The organism is Ammonifex thiophilus (assembly GCF_003368535.1).
Classification (GTDB): Bacteria; Bacillota; Desulfotomaculia; order Desulfotomaculales; family Ammonificaceae; genus Ammonifex; species Ammonifex thiophilus.
Window position 1 is genome coordinate 64753 of record NZ_QSLN01000005.1, and the last position, 20913, is coordinate 85665.

Here is a 20913-nt window from a genome sequence, read left to right on the forward strand (position 1 = left end):
TAAGAATATGGAAGAGAAAAGCATGGTTAGACAATTGCCTTCAGTGGACGAGATTTTGCGTTGGCCGGAGACAGCCTCCCTTATTGCTTCCTATTCGCGGGGGATAGTGGTGAACGCGGCCAGGCGGGTGCTGGACCGGCTACGGGAGGAGATCCTGTCCGGCTGTCGGGAGGAGGTCTCTTCCTCAGAGATAATAGCACGTCTGCGGCAGGAGGTCCGGCCCCGGCTGCAGCGGGTGATCAACGCCACCGGCGTGGTGTTGCACACCAACCTCGGAAGGGCTTTGTTAAGCCAGCGAGCCCAGGAGGCGGTAAAGACTGCGGTGGCCCACTACACCAACTTGGAGTTTAACCTGGCCACCGGCAAACGGGGAGAACGGTACTCCCTGGTGGAGGAGCTCCTTTGCTTGCTTTCAGGGGCGGAAGCAGCCATGGTGGTGAATAACAACGCCGCTGCTGTGCTTCTGGCCTTGAACACCCTGGCCGCCGGAAGGGAAGTTATCGTCTCGCGGGGGCAGCTCATTGAGATAGGCGGCTCTTTCCGGATACCGGACGTCATGCGCCAGAGCGGGGCCATCTTGGTGGAAGTGGGGACGACCAACAAAACCCACCGGCGCGACTACCGGGAAGCTATAACGGAGCGCACAGCCCTAATCTTGCACGTGCACATGTCCAACTACCGCATCATCGGCTTCACCAGCGAGGTTCCGGTGCCGGAGCTCGTGGCTCTAGCACGGGAGTACAACTTGCCGGTAATGTCCGATCTAGGAAGCGGCAGTCTGATAGACTTCAGCCGCTTCGGCCTTCCTTACGAGCCCACCGTGCAGGAGACGGTTAAGGCCGGGGTGGATGTGGTCACCTTTAGCGGGGATAAGCTGCTGGGAGGGCCGCAGGCAGGAATCATCGTGGGAAGGCGGGAGTACGTGGAGCGGATGAAGCGCAACCCGCTCAACCGCGCCCTGCGCATCGACAAGATGACTCTGGCGGCGCTGGAGGCTACGCTCAGGGACTACCTGGAGGAAGAAGAGGCCCTGCGAAGCATACCTACCTTGAAGATGCTCCTCTGCCCTTCGGAGGAGCTCCGGGAAAAGGCCGAGAGACTGGCCCAGATGCTGGGGAGCTTGGAGGGGATTGCGGTTCAGGTTATCGAGGGCTTTTCCCAGGTGGGGGGAGGGGCCATGCCCACCGCTCAGCTTCCCACCTGGCTGGTGGCGGTGACCGCGGCTCCCCTGGGGGAAAGCGCCCTGCTCAAAGCCTTGAGACGGGCCGACCCGCCTGTTATTGCCCGGGCCGAAAAAGGTATGGTGGTTCTGGATCCCCGGACTTTTTCCGAGGAGGAGATACCCTTACTTGTAGAAGCTTTTAAGCAGGTTCTGGCGGGGGGATGAGCTTGAAGCGGGTGGTCATCGGCACGGCGGGGCATGTGGACCACGGCAAGACGGCCCTCATAAAGGCGCTCACCGGCATTGACACCGATCGCCTGAAGGAGGAAAAGGAACGGGGTATCTCCATAGAACTGGGTTTTGCCTACCTTGACCTTCCCAGCGGCATAAGGGCGGGAATAGTGGACGTTCCTGGGCACGAGCGCTTGGTGCGGACCATGCTGGCTGGGGCTCACGGCATAGATATGGTGCTACTAGTGGTGGCGGCAGATGAGGGCGTAATGCCGCAGACGCGGGAGCACGTGGACATAATAGGGTTGCTCGGGATTAGCCGGGGTGTGGTGGCCCTTACCAAGATAGACCTGGTGGAGCCCGACTGGCTGGAATTAGTGCAGGAAGAAGTGAAGGAGTATCTTACCGGCACCTCCCTCCGGGACGCCCCCATCGTGCCCGTTTCGGCGGTTACGGGTGAGGGGCTGGCGGAGCTCGTCCGGATGTTGGACGCCTTGGCTCAAGAGGTGACGGAGAAGCCGGCCACGGGGCCGGCGCGCCTGCCGCTGGACCGGGTTTTCACCATTCCGGGTTTCGGCACGGTGGTCACGGGCACCTTGGTATCGGGCACCATAAGGGTAGGCGACACTTTGAGCATCTTGCCGCCGGATAAGACGGTGCGCGTGCGCCAGCTCCAGGTACACAAGCAGCGAGTGGAGGAAGCCCGGGCCGGACAGCGGGTGGCTGCCAACCTGGTGGGGGTGGAGGCAGGGGAAATCGGGCGGGGAGACGTGCTGGTAACCCCGGGATCTTTTCGCTCTGCCACTTTGCTGGACGTCAAGCTATACCTCCTGCCTACCGCTCGGCCCCTCAAGCACCGGGCTAAGGTGCGTTTCCACCTAGGAACTACCGAGGTTTCGGCGCAGCTGCACCTGCTCGACCGGGAGGAACTGGTCCCGGGGGAGGAGGCCCTCCTGCAGCTCCTGCTGGAGGAGCCGGTGGTGGCGGCCAAGGGGGACAGGTTTGTCATCCGTTCCTTTTCTCCACCTTTAACTGTAGGCGGGGGGAGGGTGCTGGCCTTACCCCGAATGAAGTATAAGCGCTTTCGTGCGGAAGTGCTGCAGTATTTGAGCCGGCTGGCCGAGGGGGAACTTAAAGATCAAGTCGAGGCCTATCTGCGAAAGGAAAGCCAGCCGGTAAGTTTGGAAACAGTAGCGGAAACGCTGACCGAAGAGAAGGAAAGGGTAGTCCAGGCCCTGGAAGAGCTATCTAAAGAAGAAAAGGTAAAGCTTATAAAGGTCGAGGGGCAGGTCTATGCCTGCTCTGCCGCCACTTACCGCAAGCTGAGTGACGAAGCTCGCTCCCTCGTAGCCCGCTACCTAGAAGAGTACCCCTTGCGCGAGGGGATGCCCAAAGAGGAGTTGCGCTCGCGGCTGTTGCCGCAGCTCGGGGTGCGGGCCTTCCAGACCTTGCTGGAGGAATGGGCGGGCGAGGGAGTATTAAGTCTTACTGCACAGGCGGTGAGCCTGCCAGGGCTTGCCGGCCCCTCGGCGGAAGACCAGGAGCGCATCGCCTCCCTGGAGGAAGTCTACCGGCGTGGAGGGTTGCAACCCCCTGCTCTGCGGGAAGCCGCTTCGCTTGTGGGAATAGAGGAGAAAGAGGCAGAGGAGTATCTGGGTTATCTCTTGCGCGCCGGGCGGCTGGTCAAGGTAGCAGAGGGTATACTTTTTCACCGGGAGGTACTGGCAGCGGCCGAAGCTCAGGTAGTGGCCGCCCTCAAGGAGCGGGGAGAGATCACGGTGGCCGAAGTCCGCGACCTTCTGTCCACCTCCCGCAAATACGTAGTGCCCCTGCTGGAATACTTGGACGGGAAAAGGGTGACCAGAAGAATAGGAGATAAAAGGGTGCTGGTTAAAAAGGAGTGAGGGCCGTGGCTCTGCTTGACTTCCCCGAGGGTATCGAGGTTTTCACGGTAACGGCGGGGGAGGACCCCTTGAGGCTTGTTTTTTTGGTCACCAGAACCAGGGAAGGGATCATCGTGCAGCTGTTGGGCGGGGATAAGCCGCATGTGGGGGCTATAGTCCTTTCCCTGCCCCGTCCCAGTCGTTCGGTTCCCGGAGAAAGGCGCACCACCACCACCGTGCTTCCCCTTTACGGCCATCAGGATGACGAGGTGGCTCGGCCGGTGGCCGAAGAGCTGGCGCGGAGATCGGGGCAGCCGGTGGTGGTGGTGGCGGGAATCCACATCGACCAGGCTTCGACGGCCGATATAGAAAAGATAAAGCTTTACACCCAAGAAGGTCTGCGCCTGCTCCTCCAGAACTTCTTTTAAACGAGCCTGCCGGCGTGAATGATGTAGCTCCAGTTAAGCCCGTTGTTATTGTCCCAGTTGCCTGCTCCGTCCCAGAAGCAGAAGTTAAGCCTTTCCTCATCAAAGGGAATGCTTATGGTCCTCACCCATCCCCAGGAAGTGCGCGACATCTTGAGATCCTGCACCCGGTGCCAGTTGTCGGGGGGACCAAATCCTAGGTGCAGGTAGATCTGGCTGGCCCCGCTCCGAGCCAGGATTCCGTTGTAAAAAATAGTCACTTCCTCACCCGCGGTTATGGGAGTCGGGTCTACTACTACTCCTCCCGGCAGATCGGCCGGATGAAGGACTTCCCTGTTTTCTTCCAGTAACATGAGGCTTAACCTCCCCTTCCTATAGCTTTGCAAAGCTTTCTGTCAACTGCCATTTTGGCCAGAAGACCAAGGGTTTATTCCCTTGGTTTTTTTTCCACGTATGCGTCACCGTTCGGCTACATATCCTTTGGAGGTGACGGAGGAGGATTACGGCGTGCGGGTGGTAATGTTATCCTGGGAATTTCCTCCTAATAATGTGGGAGGATTGGGGCAACATGTTTACGATCTCACCGCTGCCTTGTCCCGGCAAGGGGTGGAGGTGTTTCTCTTCACCCTCGGAGCTCCCGGTGTGCCCCTAGCCGAAGAAGTAAACGGGGTGAGGGTATACCGCGTCCATCCTTCCGGGCCTTCCACTCCCGACTTCACCACTTGGGTTCTGCAGGCCAACACCTTCCTTTTGGAAAGGGCCATCCCGGTTTTGGCCAAACTTAAGGGGATAAAGGTGGTGCACGCGCACGACTGGCTGGTGGCGTGGGCGGCCCGGGCTTTAAAGCATGCTTACCGCCTTCCGCTGGTGGCGACCGTTCACGCCACCGAGTTCGGCCGCCACCGAGGCCTGCACACTCCCACGCAGCACTTCATAAGCAGCGCGGAATGGTGGCTGACCTACGAGGCCTGGCGAGTAATCGTCTGCAGCCGGTACATGGAGGGAGAAGTAAAGTACATTTTCCAGATCCCCGCCGACAAGCTGGTGGTAATTCCCAACGCGGTGGATTCGGAGCGCTACCGCTTTGAGCCCGAGGGGGTAGATCGCAACTGGTTCGCCGCTCCCGACGAAAAGATCGTTTTCTTCGTGGGACGGCTGGTGTGGGAGAAGGGGGTGCATGTTCTTCTCCGAGCCTTCCCCCTGGTTTTGGCCCGGTGCCCCCAAACCAAGCTCATCATCGCCGGCACCGGACCTTATGAGGGAGAACTCAAGCGGCTGGCAGAAGAGTTGGGTATCACCCACCGGGTCTACTTCACCGGCTATCTGGAAGAGAAGGTTCGCAACGCCCTTTACCACTGGGCTTCGGTCGCGGTCTTTCCCAGCCTCTACGAACCTTTCGGCATCGTGGCCCTGGAAGCCATGGCCGCTCAGGTACCGGTGGTGGTGAGCGATGTAGGGGGGTTGCAAGAGATTGTAGAGGATGGGGTGGACGGACTTAAGTGTTCCCCCGACCAGCCAGAGGCCCTAGCCGAAAGGATCGTTCGGCTTCTTTTGCACCCGGAGTTTGCCGCTTCTTTGCGCGAGCGAGCCTACCAAAAGATAAAGGAAAAATATACCTGGGAGGATGTAGCACGCCGCACCAAGAGGCTTTATGAAGAGGTGGCACGGGAGAGGCAGCGGACAAACTGGCCGGCACCGCCTGAACTTTGTGCCAGCCGAACACGTATCGCCTACCTATTCCACCGGTACGCCTGATTAAAGGGGGATGGGGAAGTTGAAAGGTATCATAATGGCGGGAGGGAAGGGGACCCGCCTCCGGCCCCTAACTTGCGACCTTCCCAAACCCTTGGTTCCGGTGGCCAACCGTCCGGTGATGGCTTACGGCCTGGAGCTCCTGCAGCGCCACGGAATAACCGAAGTGGGGGTGACTCTGCACTACCTCTCCGAAAAGGTTCAAGAATATTTTCTCAACCAGGGCTTTGAGGGGAGACTCGCATTCTTTCGGGAAGAGAAGTCCTTGGGAACGGCGGGCAGCGTAAAGAACGCCGCTTCTTTCCTGGACGACACTTTCGTGGTGTTAAGCGGTGACGCCCTTACCGATCTGGACCTTACGGCGGCCATCGCCTTTCATCGGGAGAGAGGAGCCCTGGCCACCCTGGTGCTCACCCGAGTGGAGTGCCCGCTGGAGTATGGTGTGGTCCTTATGGAAGAGGATGGCAGGATACGCTGTTTTCTAGAGAAGCCGGGTTGGAGCGAGGTCTTCAGCGACACCGTGAACACCGGCATTTACATTCTGGAGCCGGAGATCCTGGACTACGTACCGGCGGGAGAGGAGTTCGATTTTAGCAAGGATCTCTTTCCTTTACTTCTGCGGGAGGGCAAACCCCTCTACGGCGTTGTTCTGGAAGGATACTGGTGTGACATAGGGAACCTGGAAGCCTACCGGCAGGCCCAGGAGGACGTGCTGGCCGGTCGGGTGAAGCTTTCCCTTCCCGGGCAGGAGATAGCCCCAGGTATACGGGTGGAGGAGGGAGTGGAGATCGATCCCACCGCCAGGATAGAGGGGCCGGTACTAATAGGGGCGGGCAGCCGCGTAGGCCCCGGAGTCCATGTTGGTCCTTACACGGTGCTGGGCCGCGAGTGCTGCCTGCAGGAGGGAGCCAGCCTCAAGCGGAGTATCCTTTGGGACCGCTGTTTCGTGGGGCGTGGAGCCTCACTGCGCGGAGTGGTGCTAGGCCACCAGGTCCAGGTGCATGCAGGAGTGAGCGCCTACGAAGGGGTGGTGGTAGGGGATCGTTCGGTGCTGCAGGAAGGGAGCGAGCTTGAGCCCGGGGTTAAGCTCTGGCCTCACAAAGTGGTGGAGAAGGGGGCCAAAGTGAAGGATAGCTTGGTCTGGGGATACGGCTACCGACGCTACCTTTTCGGTGCGGAAGGAGTGCTGGGGCTGGCCAATATCGAACTTACGCCTGAGAGCGTGGCCCGCTTGGGCAGCGCTTTCGGGGCTTGTTTGGGCAAGGGGAGCGCGGTGGTGGTGACCAGCGACTCTTACCCCGTCTCCCTCATGCTGAAAAAAGCGCTGATAGCCGGACTGCAGGGGGTGGGCCTGCGGGTCAAAGACGCGGGAGAAGGCGTGACTCCCATGACTCGCTTCGCCGTTCGGCACTATGACTTGGCGGGCGGTGTCCACATAAAGGTAACCTCTCAGAACCCCGACAAGGTGCGCCTGGTTTTTTTAGAGGCCACGGGGGGAAACCTCTCTCGTAGCACAGAAAGGAAGGTAGAAGAGTTCTTTTACCGCGAGGACTTTGCCCGGGAGACTCCGACCGGCATCTTCCCGGTGGACTTCCTGGAAGAGGTTTTTTCCGCCTATCTCGAGCACTTATCCCGTCTCTGCTCTCCCAGGCTCTCCGGGCTCAGGCTGGCTTTACTTTACGAACCTCTAAACTTAGCCCGGTTTGTGCGGGGCCTGGCCGAGCGGACCGGAATCACCTGGCTGGAGTTCGATGCCGCCTACTCCTCCAGTCACCCCCGCCCCTGGTCTTTCTACCAGCAGCGCCTGCCCGATCTGTGCCGTATGGTGGTGGAAAACGGGGCCGACGGGGGAGCGGTTTTGGACGCCAACGCCGACCACCTGGTGCTTATCGATGAGCGGGGCCGCATCATCCAGGACGATCTTTTCACCGCCCTCTTGGCTCTGGTGACCCTGAAGCAGCAAAAGGGGCCGGTGGTGGTTCCCGTGACCGCTCCGCGGGCCGTAGAGGAGCTGGCCTCGAAGTATCGGGCGAAGGTGGTGCGCACCAAAGCCAGCCGTCGAGAATTGTGGCGGGAAGCTTGGCAGCACGCGGCCGAGCACGCCCTCCTCTACTTCGACGCCTTGGCCGCTATTTTGCGCATCTTCTCCTTCGTGGCCGAAAACCGGACCACCTTAGCCAAGCTTGCGGACGAAATCCCGTCCTACTTCTTGGTCCGCCGCGATGTCCCGGTGGCTTGGAAGGCCAAGGGAAGGGTGATACGCCGGCTGGCCGAAGAGCACCGGGGGAAGCAGGTGGAGTTCATAGACGGGGTAAAGGTCTACCACCCGGAGGGATGGACCCTCATCCTACCCGATCCTGAGGAACCCGTTTGCCGGGTCTTCAGCGAGGGCGCTTCTATGGAGATTGCCGAATCGCTCACCGACTTCTACTCCGAGCGTATAAAAGAACTCACCGAGGACTAAGCTTTAAAAGCTCTCGGCCGCCCCGGAATTCGGGGCGGTTCCCATTTTGTAACCAAAAATTTGCCCTCTTTCATAAACTGGCTAGCAGGGGAGGATCGGCATTGGTTCTGCGGTATAAGCGCCAGCTGTCCGGTTGGGAGTTTGTGGCGGAAAAGGGTGAAAATGTGGAGACAAAGCGACGGGCCGGGGAAGAGGTACAGCCGACTCCTTCTTCTCCCAGAGAGACCGGGCCTGAACTTCTGCTCTTTCTTCTCCTTTTGGAGCTCTTGCTGGCTCTGGCCCATTCTCGTCCCTCTCCGCGGGAGAATCCTGCTCGGTCGGAGACGAGAACGGTGACCCTGGTACTCGGCTCCAGCTCCTTCGGCCTGCGCGAGTGTCTGCGCAACGGGGGCTTCGAGTCCTGGAAAGAAGGCAGACCTCTTCATTGGGAGGGGGAAAACATCGCCTTTACCCCTAGTAGCCACAGCGGTTCAGGGGCGGTGGCGCTGGGGGAGGATCCGGGCAAGGAAGCCTTTTTGTGGCAGGACTTCCCTGTGGTGGCGGGACGTCAGCTCGACTTCCGCTTTACCGCCCGTTTTAGCCTAGGCACGCCGGTGGTGCGGGGAAGGGTGGAGTGGCTGGATCGGGAAAAAAGGCCTGTCGGCTTAGGAACGGAGGTGGTGCTTCCCGCGACCCTTCCGGCGGATTACCGGCCTTACTGGCGATTGACCGGAGGGGTACCAGAGAAAGCGGTTTGGGGGCGGGTCTGCTTCGTCAAGGAAGGGTATGGAACGGCAGAAGTGGATGATGTTTCCTTAATAGGTTGAAAGCAAGTAGGAAGGAGGGTGAACCGTCATGCCCCTTATCAAGACGGAAGTGGTGGTAGGGGAAGCGAGTACCGAAGTTTTGCTGGTAACTGATACCATAACTTTTGCCACCCCGGTTTACGAGGTGCTGCAGGAAGAGGTGAAGATCAAGGTAACCGACTGTTATGTTTGCACCGACAAGGTGATCTTCAACGGCGAGGCCCGAAAGAACATAGTCTACAAGGCACCCCCCGATCCTTACACGGGGGAGGGAACAGTGGTCTACCACGAGCTCACTTTGCCCTTCGCCGGTTTTGTGAACGTACCCGGAGCCCTTCCGGGGGACCAGTGCCAGGTGGTTTCGGCCTCGGTTAAAGACTCGACCGTGCTCATCCCCATTACCAAGGACGCCTTAGGCCATATCTTGACGGCCAGGCAGAAGATGGTGGCGGAGATCAAGATTAAGGTGGTGCGCACGGAGCAAATAACCGTAGCTTCACGCGACCCCAAGTTTCGCCCTCTAGGGGAGGAGGAATAAGGTATGCCTTATTATCAGGTAGACGAGGTAGTAGGAATAGGGAGCACTCAGATCCTTCTGGTGCGCGATATAACCTTCGCCGTACCCGTTTACGAAGTCGTGGAGGAGCTTTTCACCGTCAACATCACCGACTGCCACGTATGCACCGACAAGGTAATCTTCAACGGCACGGTGGAAAAGAATATCGTCTACAAGACGCCGCCTGGAGTTACGGGCGAAGGCACCATCGCCTACCACAAGGAAGACTTCACCTTTTCCGGCTTCGTTACCGTGCCTGGAGCAAAGCCCGGAGACAAATGTCAAATCGAAAAGGCGGAGGTGGGGGACTGCCGCTTCCTCATCCCCGCCACCTCACCACCTTACACCTCTGCCAGGCAAAAGTTCATCGTAGACGTTGCCATTAAGGTGATAAGAACCTTGGAGCAGCCCAGCATCTAAAGGGCGTATAATCGAGCTTTAAGGCCCGAAAGGGCCTTTTTTCTTGTTTGTCGCAGGAATTTGCCCTGAGATTGGCGAAAACTACTCCTGAGAAGAAACGGGGAGGAGATAAATATCGAAGGAACCTTGCGCAGCATGACCGGATACGGACGGGGAGAAGCGGTAGGACCTCAAGGCAGGGTGATAGCGGAGATGAAGTCGGTGAACCATCGCTTCTGCGAAGTGGTGATCCGGCTTCCCCGCCTCTACCTGAGCTTTGAGGATCCCCTGCGCCGGCTCATTCAGAAGGAGATCCGCCGGGGCCGGGTCGAGGTCTACTATACCATAGAGCTGGAGAGTAGGAAAGTTGCGGTAAAAGTTGACAAGTCGCTAGCGAAGGCGTATCATGAAGCATTGGAGGATTTACGCCTGTTTTTGGGGCTAAACGAGCCTATAGGGCTTGAAACCATACTTATGTCGGGCCAAGGGGTACTGCTGACGAGCGAGCAGCCGGATGAAGAAGCTTGGCCCTTGCTAGAAGAGGCCACCTGCCGAGCCCTGGGGGCCCTGGTTGAGGCACGCCAGAGGGAAGGGCAAGCCCTGGCCGTAGACCTGAAGAAGCGGGTAGCGCGGCTGAGAGAGTTGCACCGCCTTATGCTGGAAGAGGCTCCTAAAATGGTGGAGCATTATCGGGCGCGCCTCACCGAAAGGCTGAAGTCCTGGGAGGTGGAGGTAAGCCCTGACCGTCTGGCGGCGGAGGTGGCCCTCTGGGCCGAGCGGGCCGACGTAACCGAAGAGTTAGTCCGACTGGAGCACCATCTGGGGCGCTTCCAGGAGCTTCTGGAAGCCGGAGGACCAGTGGGGAGGCAAATGGACTTCCTTTGCCAGGAAATCCTGCGGGAGCTAAATACCTTAGGAGCCAAGTCCCAGAGCTTGGATCTGAACCGCCTGGTTTTGGAAGCCAAGGGCGAGTTGGAAAAGGTAAGGGAGCAGGGGCAAAATATCGAATAATTCAAGCCGAAGGGGGAGTTTTCTTTGGACATCAAGCTTGTCAACATCGGTTTTGGGAACATCGTCTCCGCTCACCGCATAGTCGCCATAGTGAGTCCCGAATCGGCTCCCATCAAACGCATCATCACCGAGGCCCGGGACCGGGGAATGCTCATTGACGCCACCTATGGACGTCGCACCAGGGCGGTAATCATCACCGATTCGGATCACGTGATCCTATCGGCGGTGCAACCCGAGACGGTAGCTCACCGGCTTATGCCTAAGACGGAGGAGCCGGCTAAGGAGTGAAAACTGGACTTTTACTGGTTATATCCGGACCTTCGGGAGTGGGTAAGGGCACCATCTGCCGGGCTCTCCTGGAAAAGGACCCTACGATTTACCTTTCTATTTCGGTAACCACCCGTCCGCCGCGGGCGGGGGAAAAGGACGGCCGAGACTATTTTTTCGTTTCTGAGCAACGCTTTCTGGAAATGGTAGCCCGAGGGGAGCTTCTGGAATGGGCCCGTGTTTACTCTTTCTATTACGGCACCCCCAAAGCCCCGGTTTTTGAGGCTTTGGCCGCTGGCCGCGACGTGTTGCTGGAAATCGACGTCCAGGGCGGATTTAAGGTTCGGGAAAACTATAAGGACTGCGTCCTCATCTTTCTCTTGCCCCCTTCCTGGGAGGAGCTAGAGGCCAGGCTGGCGCGCCGGGGCACAGAAGATGCGCAGGCACGCCAGCTCCGTTTGGACTGGGCCAAGCAAGAGCTCAGCCTCTACTACCGCTACGATTACGCGGTGGTAAACGAGCGGGTTGAAGATACGGTGGCCGCGATCGAGGCCATCCGCGTAGCGGAGAGGTGTCGTTCCCACCGCCAACACTTCTCCTGGCTTAAAACACTTCTCGAAGGATAAATGGAGGTGGAGGATTTCTTATGCCCATGAACGAACCGCCGCTGGACGACCTTTTGAAACTCACCAAGAACCGCTACATCTTGGCCATACTGGCGGCCAAACAGGCGAGGAAAATCAACGAAAAAATGAACGCAGGACTCATAGACGACGGCATGAAGCCTGTATCTCGAGCGCTGCGCCAGATCGCCGAAGGTAAGGTAAAATTTGTCTATTCGGAGGAAGGAAAGGAAGGATAGTATTGATACCTCAGGTGGCGGACGGGCTGCGGGGGAAAAAGATAACCATAGGAGTGACCGGGAGTATAGCGGCTTACAAGGCCGCTGAACTGGTCTCTTTACTCGCCCGGGCGGAGGCGGAGGTGAACGTGGTTCTCACCCGGGCAGCCAAAGAGTTTGTCACCCCGCTCACCTTCGAGGTGCTGGCGGGCCGCCCGGCCTTCTGCCACCTTTTCGGTGGTCCGGACCGGATTCCCCATATCACCTTAGCCTGCAACACCAACCTTCTGGTGATCTATCCGGCTACCGCCCACTTTTTGGCTCAGGCGGCCTGGGGCTTGGCCTCCGACTTGCTGACCACCATGCTGTTGGCCTACAGGGGGCCGGTGCTCATCTGCCCGGCTATGAACAGTCAGATGTACCTGCACCCCGCCGTGCAAGAGAACTTAAAGCGCCTGGAAAGCCGGGGGTATATCATCCTGCCGCCGGAAGAGGGAAGGCTGGCCTGTGGGGAAAAGGGGCCGGGACGCCTCCCTCCTCCCGGGCGGGTGCTGGAAGAAATAGTCCGCTTCTTCCTTCCTCAAGATTTGAAAGGATTGAACTTTTTAGTGACGGCCGGCCCCACCTGGGAGCCCTGGGACGAGGTGCGGGTCTTAACCTCCCGAAGCTCCGGGAAAATGGGGTACGCGGTGGCCCGGGCGGCCCGTGACCGAGGGGCCAGGGTCACCTTGATAAGCGGCCCTACCGGCCTCTTGCCACCTCCCGGAGTGGAATTTGTGAGGGTTACCACCGCCCTGGAGATGAAGGAAGCGGTGGAGCAACACTTTGAGCAAGCAGACGTGCTAGTTATGGCCGCGGCCGTCAGCGACTACCGGCCCCGCGAGAGGGTGGCGGGCAAGATAAAAAAAGGACCCGAGAGACTTACCCTCGAATTAGAGCGTAACCCTGACATCTTGGAGGAACTGGGAAAAAAGAAGGGGAAACGTCTGCTGGTAGGGTTCGCCGCTGAGGCAGGGGATGTGGTGGACAAGGCCCGTGCCAAACTCGAGGCCAAGAACCTGGACCTGGTGGTAGCCAACGACATAACGCAGGAAGGGGCAGGTTTTGGCTCCGACACCAACATAGTAACGGTTCTCTTTGCCGATGGGCGGCAGGTTCAATTGCCGCGCCTGGACAAGCTTACCTGCGCTCACCGGTTGATCGACTTGGTGGCGAAGATGGTACGCAAAGATGACTGAACGGGGAGAAAAAGTGGTTCAGGTGGCGGTGGCCTTGCCCTTGCCGCCGGGAAAAGAAGTTTTCTCCTACTGCCTACCCCCGGAGCTGGCGGAAAAGGTGGTCCCGGGCGCGCGGGTAGCGGTTCCCTTCCGGGGGAGACTGGTGGCAGGGGTGGTGGTCGAACTAAAGGAGGAGATACCGGAAGGAGTAAAGGAGCTCAAACCGGTAACCAGGGTGGAGGAGGCGAAGCCCCTTCCCCCCAAGCTTCTGCGGCTGGGGGAGTGGCTGGCCGAGCGCTACCTCTGCTCTTTGGGTGAGGCTCTGCTGGCTCTTACGGCGCCCCCGGGAGAGAAGGAAGAGTGTTACTTTCCCGCTGAGGACCGGGATCTGGAAGAGGCCATTGAGGTTTTATCGCGCCGCTTTCCTGCCCAGGCCCGGGCCTTGGCGGTGGTAGTGGCCTTCCCCGGTATCGATCGTTTGTCCCTTTTGCGGGAGGCCGGGGTGAAGGCGCAAACCCTGGACGCCCTCTGGCGCAAGGGTCTTATTCGGAAAGAAAAGGCTTCGTTTAAAGCCCTGCCTTTTCCCTCTACTCCTCCGGAAACTGGCCTTTCTTTGACTCCGGCCCAAGCCAAGGCGCTTTCGCGCGTGGAGGAAGCTTTGAACCGTAAGACACCTGCAGTCTTGCTGCTGCACGGGGTCACCGGCAGCGGCAAGACGGAGGTTTACCTGCGGGCGGCTTCCCTAGCTTTGGCGCAAGGGCGTCAGGTAATAGTGCTGGTGCCGGAAATAGTCCTGGCTTACCAAGTGGTGGAACAATTCCGTTCGCGCTTCGGAGACAGGGTGGCAGTATTGCACAGCGCGCTGGGGGAACGGGAAAGGGGCACCTCCTGGCAGCGGGTGGAGCGGGGAGAGGCGCCAGTAGTGATAGGAGCTCGCTCGGCCGTTTTTGCTCCCGTTTCTCACCTCGGCCTCATCGTGCTGGACGAAGAGCACGAGCCTGCTTATAAACAAGAGCAGGTGCCCCGCTACCATGCCCGTGAGGTGGCGCTGGTTCGGGCGGCTCAGGATGGGGCGGTGGTGCTTCTAGGGAGCGCCACTCCCTCCCTGGAGACCTACGCGCGAGCCCTCGCCGGACATTACGAGCTTTTAAAGCTCCCTCAGAGGGTAGACGGGAGCCCCTTGCCTCGGGTGCGTCTGGTCGACCTGCGCGAGGAACACCGGCGGGGGATGACCGGTGTTTTCAGCCACTTCCTTCTGGAGCGCGTGAAGGAAAAGCTCAAGCGCGGGGAACAAGTGATTCTTTTTCTCAACCGGCGAGGGTTTGCTGCCTTCGTCCTCTGTCGCTCCTGCGGCCGCATTCTGCGTTGCCCGTACTGCGACATCGCCCTCACTTTTTACCGGCCGGATCTGCTGCTATGCCACTACTGCCACTACCGGATCCGTCGGCCGCAACTCTCCTGTCCTTACTGCGGCAAGGGGGAACTGGAGCTTTATGGGGCGGGCACGCAGCGCTTGGAGGCAGAAATCAAAGCCCTCTTCCCGGAGGCCCGGATAGCGCGGCTGGACGCGGAGACCACTTCCCGACGTGGCAGTCACGGTACCATCCTGTCGGCCGTCGCACGCCGAGAAGTGGACATTCTCGTCGGCACTCAGATGGTAGCCAAGGGGCTCAACTTGCCCGGGGTCACCCTGGTGGGGGTGGTGAACGCCGACATCACCTTATCCTTGCCCGACTTTCGCGCGGCGGAGCGCACCTTCCAACTACTCTACCAGGTAGCCGGGCGAGCTGGACGGGGGGGTGCACCGGGAGAGGTGGTCATCCAGTCGTACTGTCCCGAGCATTACGCCATTTATTTGAGTGCCCGGCAAGATTTCTCTACTTTTGCCCGCCGAGAGTTAGCTCTCCGTCGGCGCTTCGAGTATCCCCCCTTCACCCACCTGGCACGGGTGGTCTTCACTGGGGTGGCGGAAAACAAAGTGAGAGAGCAGGCCCTGCGCCTCCGGGAGTTACTCTTGGCCGAGGCGGGGGATGAAATCGCCGTGCTGGGTCCGGCCCCTTGTCCGCTGGGAAAGTTGAAAGGTTTTTGGCGGTGGCATATCATTTTGAAAGGAAGGAAAGCCAAGTCTCTCCGGGAAATATTAAGGAAAGCGATGGAACAAACGAGGCGCAAAGCAGGAGCCGAGGTAAAAATGGTGTTAGACGTCGATCCTTTAAACATGCTCTAAGGAGGTTTTGTTTTGGCCGTAAGGAAAATAGTCACTTTAGGGAGCTTAGAGGAGGGAGTGCTCCGGGAAAAAGCCCGGCCGGTGGACAAGATCTCTCCCCAGATCCAGAAACTGATCCGCGACATGACCGAAACCATGTACCGGGCTCAAGGGGTGGGTCTTGCTGCTCCACAGGTAGGGGTCTCTTTACGCGTTATAGTGGTAGACACGGGTTCCCACCTGTACCAGCTTATAAACCCGGTAATAGTGGCAAGAGAAGGAGAGGAGAAAGGGCGAGAAGGATGCCTCAGCATCCCAGGCGTCTGGGGGGAAGTGGTACGGGCGGCTTCGGTGCTGGTCCGGGCCCTAACTCCCGAGGGTAAAGAGGTGAGTATCGAGGCTGATGGGCTTCTGGCCCGGGCCCTTCAGCATGAGATAGATCACCTCGATGGCATTCTTTTTATTGACCGGGCCGAAAAAATTTACGAGGGGCAGTGACTCTTGCGGCTGGTCTTTATGGGCACGCCCGCTTTCGCCATACCTTCCTTGGAGGCGCTGACCAGGGCGGGGCACGAACTTGTACTGGTGGTGACGCAGCCGGACAGGCCCAAGGGGCGCGGAGGAAAGCTTACTCCCCCACCGGTTAAGGAGTGGGCTTTACGCTATGGGCTCCCTTGCCTGCAGCCCGTGCGCCTTAAGGATCCTGCTTTTCTGGCTGCTCTGCGGGAGGCGGAACCGGAGGTAATAGTGGTAGTAGCTTACGGTAAAATCTTGCCCCCAGAGGTGCTGAACTTACCCCCGCGCGGTTGTATAAATCTCCACGCCTCTCTCCTGCCCAAGTACCGGGGAGCTGCCCCCATCCAGCACGCTCTCCTTTCCGGGGAGAAGGAGACAGGGGTAACCACCATACTCATGGATGAGGGAATGGATACGGGGGATATTCTCCTGCAAGAGTCTCTGGTCGTGGGAGAGGAAGAGAACTTCGGCTCTTTGCATGACCGCCTGGCCCAACTGGGGGCAGAGCTTTTGTGCCGTACCCTGAGTCTCTGGAAAGAGGGGAAGATAAAACCTAAGCCTCAAGATCATTCTCAGGCTACCTATGCTCCTCCCCTGCGAAGCGAGGACGAGATTATCCGCTGGGAGGAACCGGCAGAGAAGATAAAAAATCTGGTGCGGGCTCTCGATCCTGCCCCCGGGGCGCGCACTTTCTGGCAGGGCAAGGTGCTTAAGATATGGCGGGCCAGGGCCTTGACCGGCCCTTTCGGCGGTGTGCCGGGGGAAGTCCTAGCCTTAGCCCCGGAAGGTATAGTGGTGCGTGCGGGAGAGGGAGCACTTTTAGTTCTGGAGCTTCAGCTAGCCGGAGGGAAAAGGCTTAAAGCTTCGGAGTTCCTGCGGGGTCATTCCCTCACACCGGGAACCGTTTTAGGGAGTTGAAGACTTTATGCTTTCGGCCCGCGAATTGGCCTTAAAAGTGCTTTACGCCGTCGACGTAGAGGGGGCTTACGGCAATCTGGCCCTTACCTCGATCATGGGTAAATACCGCCCCCAGGGGCCGGAGCGTGCTTTGCTCACCGAACTCTGCTACGGGACTCTGAGGCGGCTTAACACCATAGACTGGGTGCTGGCCAAGTTCATCAAGCGCCCTCTGTGCGAACAAAATCCCTGGATACGTAACATTTTGCGCCTGGCAGTCTACCAGATACTTTACCTCGACCGCATCCCCCCGGCAGCGGCCACCAACGAGGCGGTGGAACTGGCCAAGAAATACGCCCCTCCTTCTATGGCCGGTTTCGTCAACGCTGTCTTGCGCCGGGTAGTCAGGGAAAAGGACAACCTTACTTTCCCAGACATCCGCACGAATCCGGTGGATCACTTGGCGCTCAAGTACTCCCATCCCACTTGGCTGGTGGAGATGTGGCTTAAAGAGTTCGGACTGGAGGAGACCATCCGCATTTGCGAGGCCAATAACCAACCGGCGGCTGCCACCTTGCGCACCAATCTTCTGCGCATTACCCGGGAGGAGTTGATGGAGCGGCTGCGCCAGGAGGCTGACCTCAGAGTAAGCCCTACCCTCTACGCTCCAGAGGGGATAAGGGTGCAAGGGTTTTTCGACCTGCAGCACCTGCCCTCCTACCAAGAGGGGCTTTTTTATATCCAGGACGAGAGTTCCATGCTGGCAGCGCACGCCTTGGCTCCTGCTTCCGGCTCCTTCATTCTCGACGTTTGCGGCGCTCCCGGGGGGAAGGCTACCCACCTGGCGGAGCTTATGCGGGATAGCGGCCGTATCCTGGTGGTGGACATTTACGCCCATCGCCTGGCCCTGGTAGTAGCTAACGTGCGGCGGTTGGGGCTTAAGAGCGTGGAGACCTTGCAGGCCGATGCCCGCAGTCTCGACCGGCAGTTTGCCGGACAGGCGGATTATGTTCTGGCCGACGTCCCTTGCTCCGGTCTGGGGGTTTTGCGGCGCAAGCCCGACATCCGGTGGCGTAAAGAACCAGAAATCTTCCCGGGTCTCGTGGCTCTGCAGCAGGAGATTTTGGAAAGCGCCGCTGCCTGCGTGCGCCCAGGGGGAGTACTTCTTTATTGCACCTGCACCTTGGGGGAGGCGGAGAACCTGGGCCAAATAAAACGCTTTCTCTCTCGCCATTCCGATTTTCTCCTGGAGGATCTCCGTCCCTTCCTTCCAGAGGCTTTGGACCGGGAGGGAACCCTCAGGCACGGCTATATCCAGATTATGCCTTACCAAGGCATGGACGGCTTCTTCATCGCTCGCCTGCGGCGTAAAAAGTTGACTTCCTAGCCCCTTTTTCTCAACAGGCGGGCGGGGAAGTAGTCTCCGTGCCCTGGAGCTACGATCGCGCCCCGATTTTGCTTCTTTAACTCCTCGTCAAGCTCCAGAGCGATTTTCTCCAGAGCCTGCATCTCTTCCCGGAAGAGGGCAGAATTGGTATTGGTGCTGGTCATCATAAACTTGGGCAGGTTCAAGAACTCTTTTTCCTCCGGGTCGAGGCTGGGAACGAAGAGGAGGTAGTCGCCCGTAAAGAGAAGTCCAGCTTCGGCGCTCAGGAAGAAGACCTGGCCGGGGACGTGTCCTCCTAAACTTTCCAGGACCTTAAAGGTACAGCCTCCCACGGTGAAGGAATCTATGATCGGGAAACCGCAGATTTTTCCCTTCCCCTCCCGACGAAAGGCTTCCCAGGAAGGAGGCGGGGTGAAGTTGGTGAAGGCGTTGACCAGCACGGTGAAGTAATGATTGAGCTCAGTGAGGGGAGAGCCGCTTCCCCAAGCGCGATTTTCCTTCTCCAAGACGCCGCGGGCATCGGGGTGAAGGAAGACCTGGGTGCCAAACTCCCGTGCCAGGTGGCCGCTTAAGCCGGCGTGATCGGCATCGGCGTGGGTGAGGTATATGCGCTTGATGCGTGCCGGGTCAAACCCGTTGTCTTTCAGCATCCGCTTCACATCTTCATAGTAGATCCCATAGCCTCCGTCGATCAAAACCAGCTCCTCCTCGCTTTCCAGCAGATAAAGGTTTCCTCCGGTAGGTAGACGGAAAGCGTGCAGGGTGAGACCGCCCAGAGGCAGCGAAGGAAGCCGGCGGTAAGAGAAGCTGGCGCCGGTTTTGAAGCGGGAGGTAGCTGCAAAAGTGAGGATATTGGTCAATACTTTACTGGTGGCCAGATCTTTCCCCGCTTCCCGGTAAAAGCTGATCAAAGCCTCGCTCATGCACCGGGAAGCCTCCACTATCCTTCTTAATTGCTCTGTGTTTTCTTCTCCCAGGAGTCGTTTCAACCGAAAGTAGAAGTATTCCACTAGGTTAAGTCCTATGATGTTTTCCGCTTCTTTTTCCTCTGCCCCCCTGTATTCCACGCTGTAGAAATAGCCTGCGCGGTGGAGATCCTTCAGGAGTTCATCTACTTCCCGTGTGTCTTGTACCACGAGGGTTACGGTAGCGGTAGTTTCGGCCACCGCTTCGTTGTAAGCCATGTGGATGACGTTGGCTCCCCGCTGCCGGAGCAGACGGGCAAAGGCTGCCAGGGTTCCCGGCCGGTGCTTCAGGTAAACGTTAAGCTTCAGAAGATTCTGCAGGCTGAGGACCTCCAGGGAAAGATCGGAGTCGGGCTGCAGGGAAAACATCCCCGCTTTTTCGAGTTCTTCGCGCACCTTTTCCAGAGCTTCAGACTCGGCGCTTCTTCCCTCGATCAGCACCCGGTTGGGGTGCTCCGAGCGGTTGTAATAGAAGTATAAGTGATGTTAACGCCGCGGGCAGCGAAAGCGCTGGCTATGGACTCCAGCATGCCCGGTCTATCGGGAACCATGAGAACGACTTTGCTGAGGTAATGATCGGCATCGAGGGAAGCGTACATCCTCCAGTTTTTCTCCATGGCCGGCACTCCTCGAACCTGATTTAACCAGCTAGAGCCTGGTATAAACCAATTTAACGGTAGCGGTGAAGGTGCGTCAAGAATTGACTCTGTTAGATTTCTCTCCTTTCGGAAAGACTTCTTAAAAAGAAGCCGGAAGGAGGAGTTTCGGTGCGCAGAGTTGCTCTTTTCCTTACTACTTTGCTGCTTTTTTCTCTGCTCATGGCAAATTCGCAGGCTTTTGCTTCCCCCTTCCTTTCAACTACGGCTAAAAGCGCGGTACTGATGGAAGCCTATCACGGCCAGATACTGGGAGAAAAAGAGCCTCATCGAAAACAACCCATAGCCAGCGTGGTAAAGCTCATGACTTTACTTCTGGCAGTGGAAGCTGTGGAGCAGGGGAAAGTGCGCCTTACCGATAAGGTCACTGCCAGCGAGCATGCGGCTGGCATGGGCGGTTCCCAGATTTTCCTGGCCCCAGAAGAAGTTATGAGCTTTAAAGAGTTGCTCATAGCGGTGGCTACCGCCTCGGCCAACGATGCCAGCGTGGCCGTGGCCGAGCACATAGCGGGGAGCGAGGAAGCTTTCGTGGCCGCTATGAACGCCAGAGCTCAGGCTCTGGGCATGTGCAACACCCGGTACGTCAACGCCACCGGTTTGCCGGCCGAGGGGCAATACTCCACCGCTTACGATCAAGCTTTGCTTCTCAGGGAGGCTTTGAAGCACCCTCTTTTCTTAGAATTGGCGCAGATTAAGGAGTACGACCTGCGTGGCGGGAAGTTTAAGCTCTACAACACCAACAAGCTCCTGTGGTGGTACAAGGGAACAATAGCAGGAAAGACCGGCTGGACGGAAGAAGCGGGTTACTGCCTAGCCTCGGCGGCCAAGCGTCAGGGGTTGACCTTGATAGCTGTGGTGCTGGGTTGCCCGGAGCCGCGCAGCCATTTCCGGGAGTCCATAAAGCTTTACAATTGGGGGTTTGCCCGCTACCAGGCGGTTCCCCTGTTGCCGGAGGGAGCACGGGTAGCTACTCTGCCGGTGGAAAAGGGGACGGAAGACCGGGTGGACATCCTGACCGGTCGGGAAGTGGTGCTGGTGGTACCCCGGGGAGGGGACAAAGGAATAACCCAGCAGGCGGAGTTGCCCCGGAGCCTCAAAGCCCCGCTGCGGCAAGGCGAGAGGGTGGGGTATTGGGTGGTGAAACAGGAAGGCCAAGAGAAGCTGCGCGTGCCCCTGGTGACGGCTAGCGGGGTAGCTAAGGCGGATTTTTACACCACCTTACGCAAGGTGTTGCGCCGTGTTACCAAAGGTCCCTGAGGTTTATAACGCCTTCCGGTATCCCCGGTTTATGCC

At 58.6% G+C, this 20913-nt stretch carries 21 protein-coding genes; 18 read left to right on the forward strand and 3 right to left on the reverse strand.

Annotated features, from left to right (window positions below; translation table 11 throughout):
• Positions 1–7: 7 nt before the first annotated feature.
• Genes selA through DXX99_RS05480 form a run of 3 tightly spaced genes read left to right on the forward strand, consistent with a single transcriptional unit; the run spans position 8 to position 3704 of the window.
• Complete coding sequence (gene selA / locus DXX99_RS05470; RefSeq protein WP_115792498.1) at positions 8–1387, forward strand: L-seryl-tRNA(Sec) selenium transferase; 1380 nt, start codon at positions 8–10, stop codon at positions 1385–1387.
• Positions 1384–3297: a selenocysteine-specific translation elongation factor gene (selB, locus tag DXX99_RS05475; RefSeq protein ID WP_240610829.1), complete on the forward strand. Its 1914-nt coding sequence runs from the start codon at positions 1384–1386 to the stop codon at positions 3295–3297. The genes selA and selB overlap by 4 nt, the downstream gene beginning before the upstream one ends.
• A gap of 5 nt (positions 3298–3302) precedes the next feature.
• A complete protein-coding gene (locus DXX99_RS05480; protein WP_240610830.1) occupies positions 3303–3704 on the forward strand; it encodes a proteasome assembly chaperone 4 family protein in 402 nt (133 codons plus the stop codon).
• On the opposite strand, the gene DXX99_RS05485 is transcribed toward DXX99_RS05480, so the two are convergent.
• The gene (locus DXX99_RS05485; RefSeq protein ID WP_115792500.1) at positions 3701–4054 is read right to left on the reverse strand and encodes a carbohydrate-binding protein; all 354 of its coding nucleotides are present in this window, start codon (positions 4052–4054) and stop codon (positions 3701–3703) included. The two genes, DXX99_RS05480 and DXX99_RS05485, sit on opposite strands and share 4 nt — an antisense overlap.
• 154 nt (positions 4055–4208) lie before the next feature.
• On the opposite strand from DXX99_RS05485, the gene DXX99_RS05490 reads away from it, so the two are divergent.
• From DXX99_RS05490 to rsmB, 14 genes are all read left to right on the forward strand, one after another.
• Positions 4209–5456 (forward strand): glycosyltransferase family 4 protein, encoded by a 1248-nt coding sequence (locus DXX99_RS05490; protein ID WP_115792501.1) that lies wholly within the window; start codon positions 4209–4211, stop codon positions 5454–5456.
• A 19-nt stretch (positions 5457–5475) separates the two neighbouring features.
• Positions 5476–7917, forward strand: a complete 2442-nt coding sequence (locus DXX99_RS05495) for a sugar phosphate nucleotidyltransferase (RefSeq protein ID WP_115792502.1) — start codon at positions 5476–5478, stop codon at positions 7915–7917.
• A gap of 101 nt (positions 7918–8018) precedes the next feature.
• The gene (locus DXX99_RS05500; RefSeq protein ID WP_115792503.1) at positions 8019–8723 is read left to right on the forward strand and encodes a hypothetical protein; all 705 of its coding nucleotides are present in this window, start codon (positions 8019–8021) and stop codon (positions 8721–8723) included.
• Between the two features lie 28 nt (positions 8724–8751).
• Complete coding sequence (locus tag DXX99_RS05505; RefSeq protein WP_115792504.1) at positions 8752–9240, forward strand: DUF3794 domain-containing protein; 489 nt, start codon at positions 8752–8754, stop codon at positions 9238–9240.
• Positions 9241–9243: 3 nt separating this feature from the next.
• Positions 9244–9678, forward strand: a complete 435-nt coding sequence (locus DXX99_RS05510; RefSeq protein WP_115792505.1) for a DUF3794 domain-containing protein — start codon at positions 9244–9246, stop codon at positions 9676–9678.
• Positions 9679–9813: 135 nt separating this feature from the next.
• Positions 9814–10668, forward strand: a complete 855-nt coding sequence (locus DXX99_RS05515; protein WP_115792506.1) for a YicC/YloC family endoribonuclease — start codon at positions 9814–9816, stop codon at positions 10666–10668.
• Positions 10669–10692: 24 nt separating this feature from the next.
• Positions 10693–10956, forward strand: a complete 264-nt coding sequence (remA, locus tag DXX99_RS05520) for an extracellular matrix/biofilm regulator RemA (protein WP_115792507.1) — start codon at positions 10693–10695, stop codon at positions 10954–10956.
• On the forward strand, positions 10953–11561 hold the full coding sequence (gmk, locus tag DXX99_RS05525) for a guanylate kinase (protein ID WP_115792508.1): 609 nt from the start codon (positions 10953–10955) through the stop codon (positions 11559–11561). The genes remA and gmk overlap by 4 nt, the downstream gene beginning before the upstream one ends.
• 20 nt (positions 11562–11581) lie before the next feature.
• On the forward strand, positions 11582–11797 hold the full coding sequence (gene rpoZ, locus DXX99_RS05530; RefSeq protein ID WP_115792509.1) for a DNA-directed RNA polymerase subunit omega: 216 nt from the start codon (positions 11582–11584) through the stop codon (positions 11795–11797).
• 2 nt (positions 11798–11799) lie between these two features.
• Positions 11800–13014, forward strand: a complete 1215-nt coding sequence (gene coaBC / locus DXX99_RS05535) for a bifunctional phosphopantothenoylcysteine decarboxylase/phosphopantothenate--cysteine ligase CoaBC (RefSeq protein ID WP_240610831.1) — start codon at positions 11800–11802, stop codon at positions 13012–13014.
• Positions 13007–15220 (forward strand): replication restart helicase PriA, encoded by a 2214-nt coding sequence (gene priA / locus DXX99_RS05540; protein ID WP_115792510.1) that lies wholly within the window; start codon positions 13007–13009, stop codon positions 15218–15220. The genes coaBC and priA overlap by 8 nt, the downstream gene beginning before the upstream one ends.
• Positions 15221–15232: 12 nt before the next feature.
• A complete protein-coding gene (gene def, locus DXX99_RS05545) occupies positions 15233–15697 on the forward strand; it encodes a peptide deformylase (RefSeq protein WP_115792511.1) in 465 nt (154 codons plus the stop codon).
• 3 nt (positions 15698–15700) lie between these two features.
• The gene (gene fmt, locus DXX99_RS05550) at positions 15701–16633 is read left to right on the forward strand and encodes a methionyl-tRNA formyltransferase (protein ID WP_115792512.1); all 933 of its coding nucleotides are present in this window, start codon (positions 15701–15703) and stop codon (positions 16631–16633) included.
• A gap of 7 nt (positions 16634–16640) precedes the next feature.
• Positions 16641–17999, forward strand: a complete 1359-nt coding sequence (gene rsmB / locus DXX99_RS05555) for a 16S rRNA (cytosine(967)-C(5))-methyltransferase RsmB (protein WP_115792513.1) — start codon at positions 16641–16643, stop codon at positions 17997–17999.
• Here the strand turns inward: rsmB and DXX99_RS05560 are convergent.
• Together DXX99_RS05560 and DXX99_RS11690 are read right to left on the reverse strand one after the other, a co-directional pair.
• Positions 17996–19405, reverse strand: coding sequence for an MBL fold metallo-hydrolase (locus tag DXX99_RS05560; RefSeq protein WP_205664644.1), 1410 nt, complete (start codon positions 19403–19405; stop codon positions 17996–17998). The genes rsmB and DXX99_RS05560 overlap by 4 nt on opposite strands.
• On the reverse strand, positions 19399–19581 hold the full coding sequence (locus DXX99_RS11690) for an ACT domain-containing protein (protein WP_205664645.1): 183 nt from the start codon (positions 19579–19581) through the stop codon (positions 19399–19401). Before DXX99_RS11690 ends, DXX99_RS05560 begins: the two co-directional genes overlap by 7 nt.
• 150 nt (positions 19582–19731) lie before the next feature.
• Here DXX99_RS11690 and DXX99_RS05565 point away from each other — a divergent pair, with 150 nt between their 5' ends.
• A complete protein-coding gene (locus DXX99_RS05565) occupies positions 19732–20877 on the forward strand; it encodes a D-alanyl-D-alanine carboxypeptidase family protein (protein ID WP_205664646.1) in 1146 nt (381 codons plus the stop codon).
• Positions 20878–20913 lie beyond the last annotated feature (36 nt).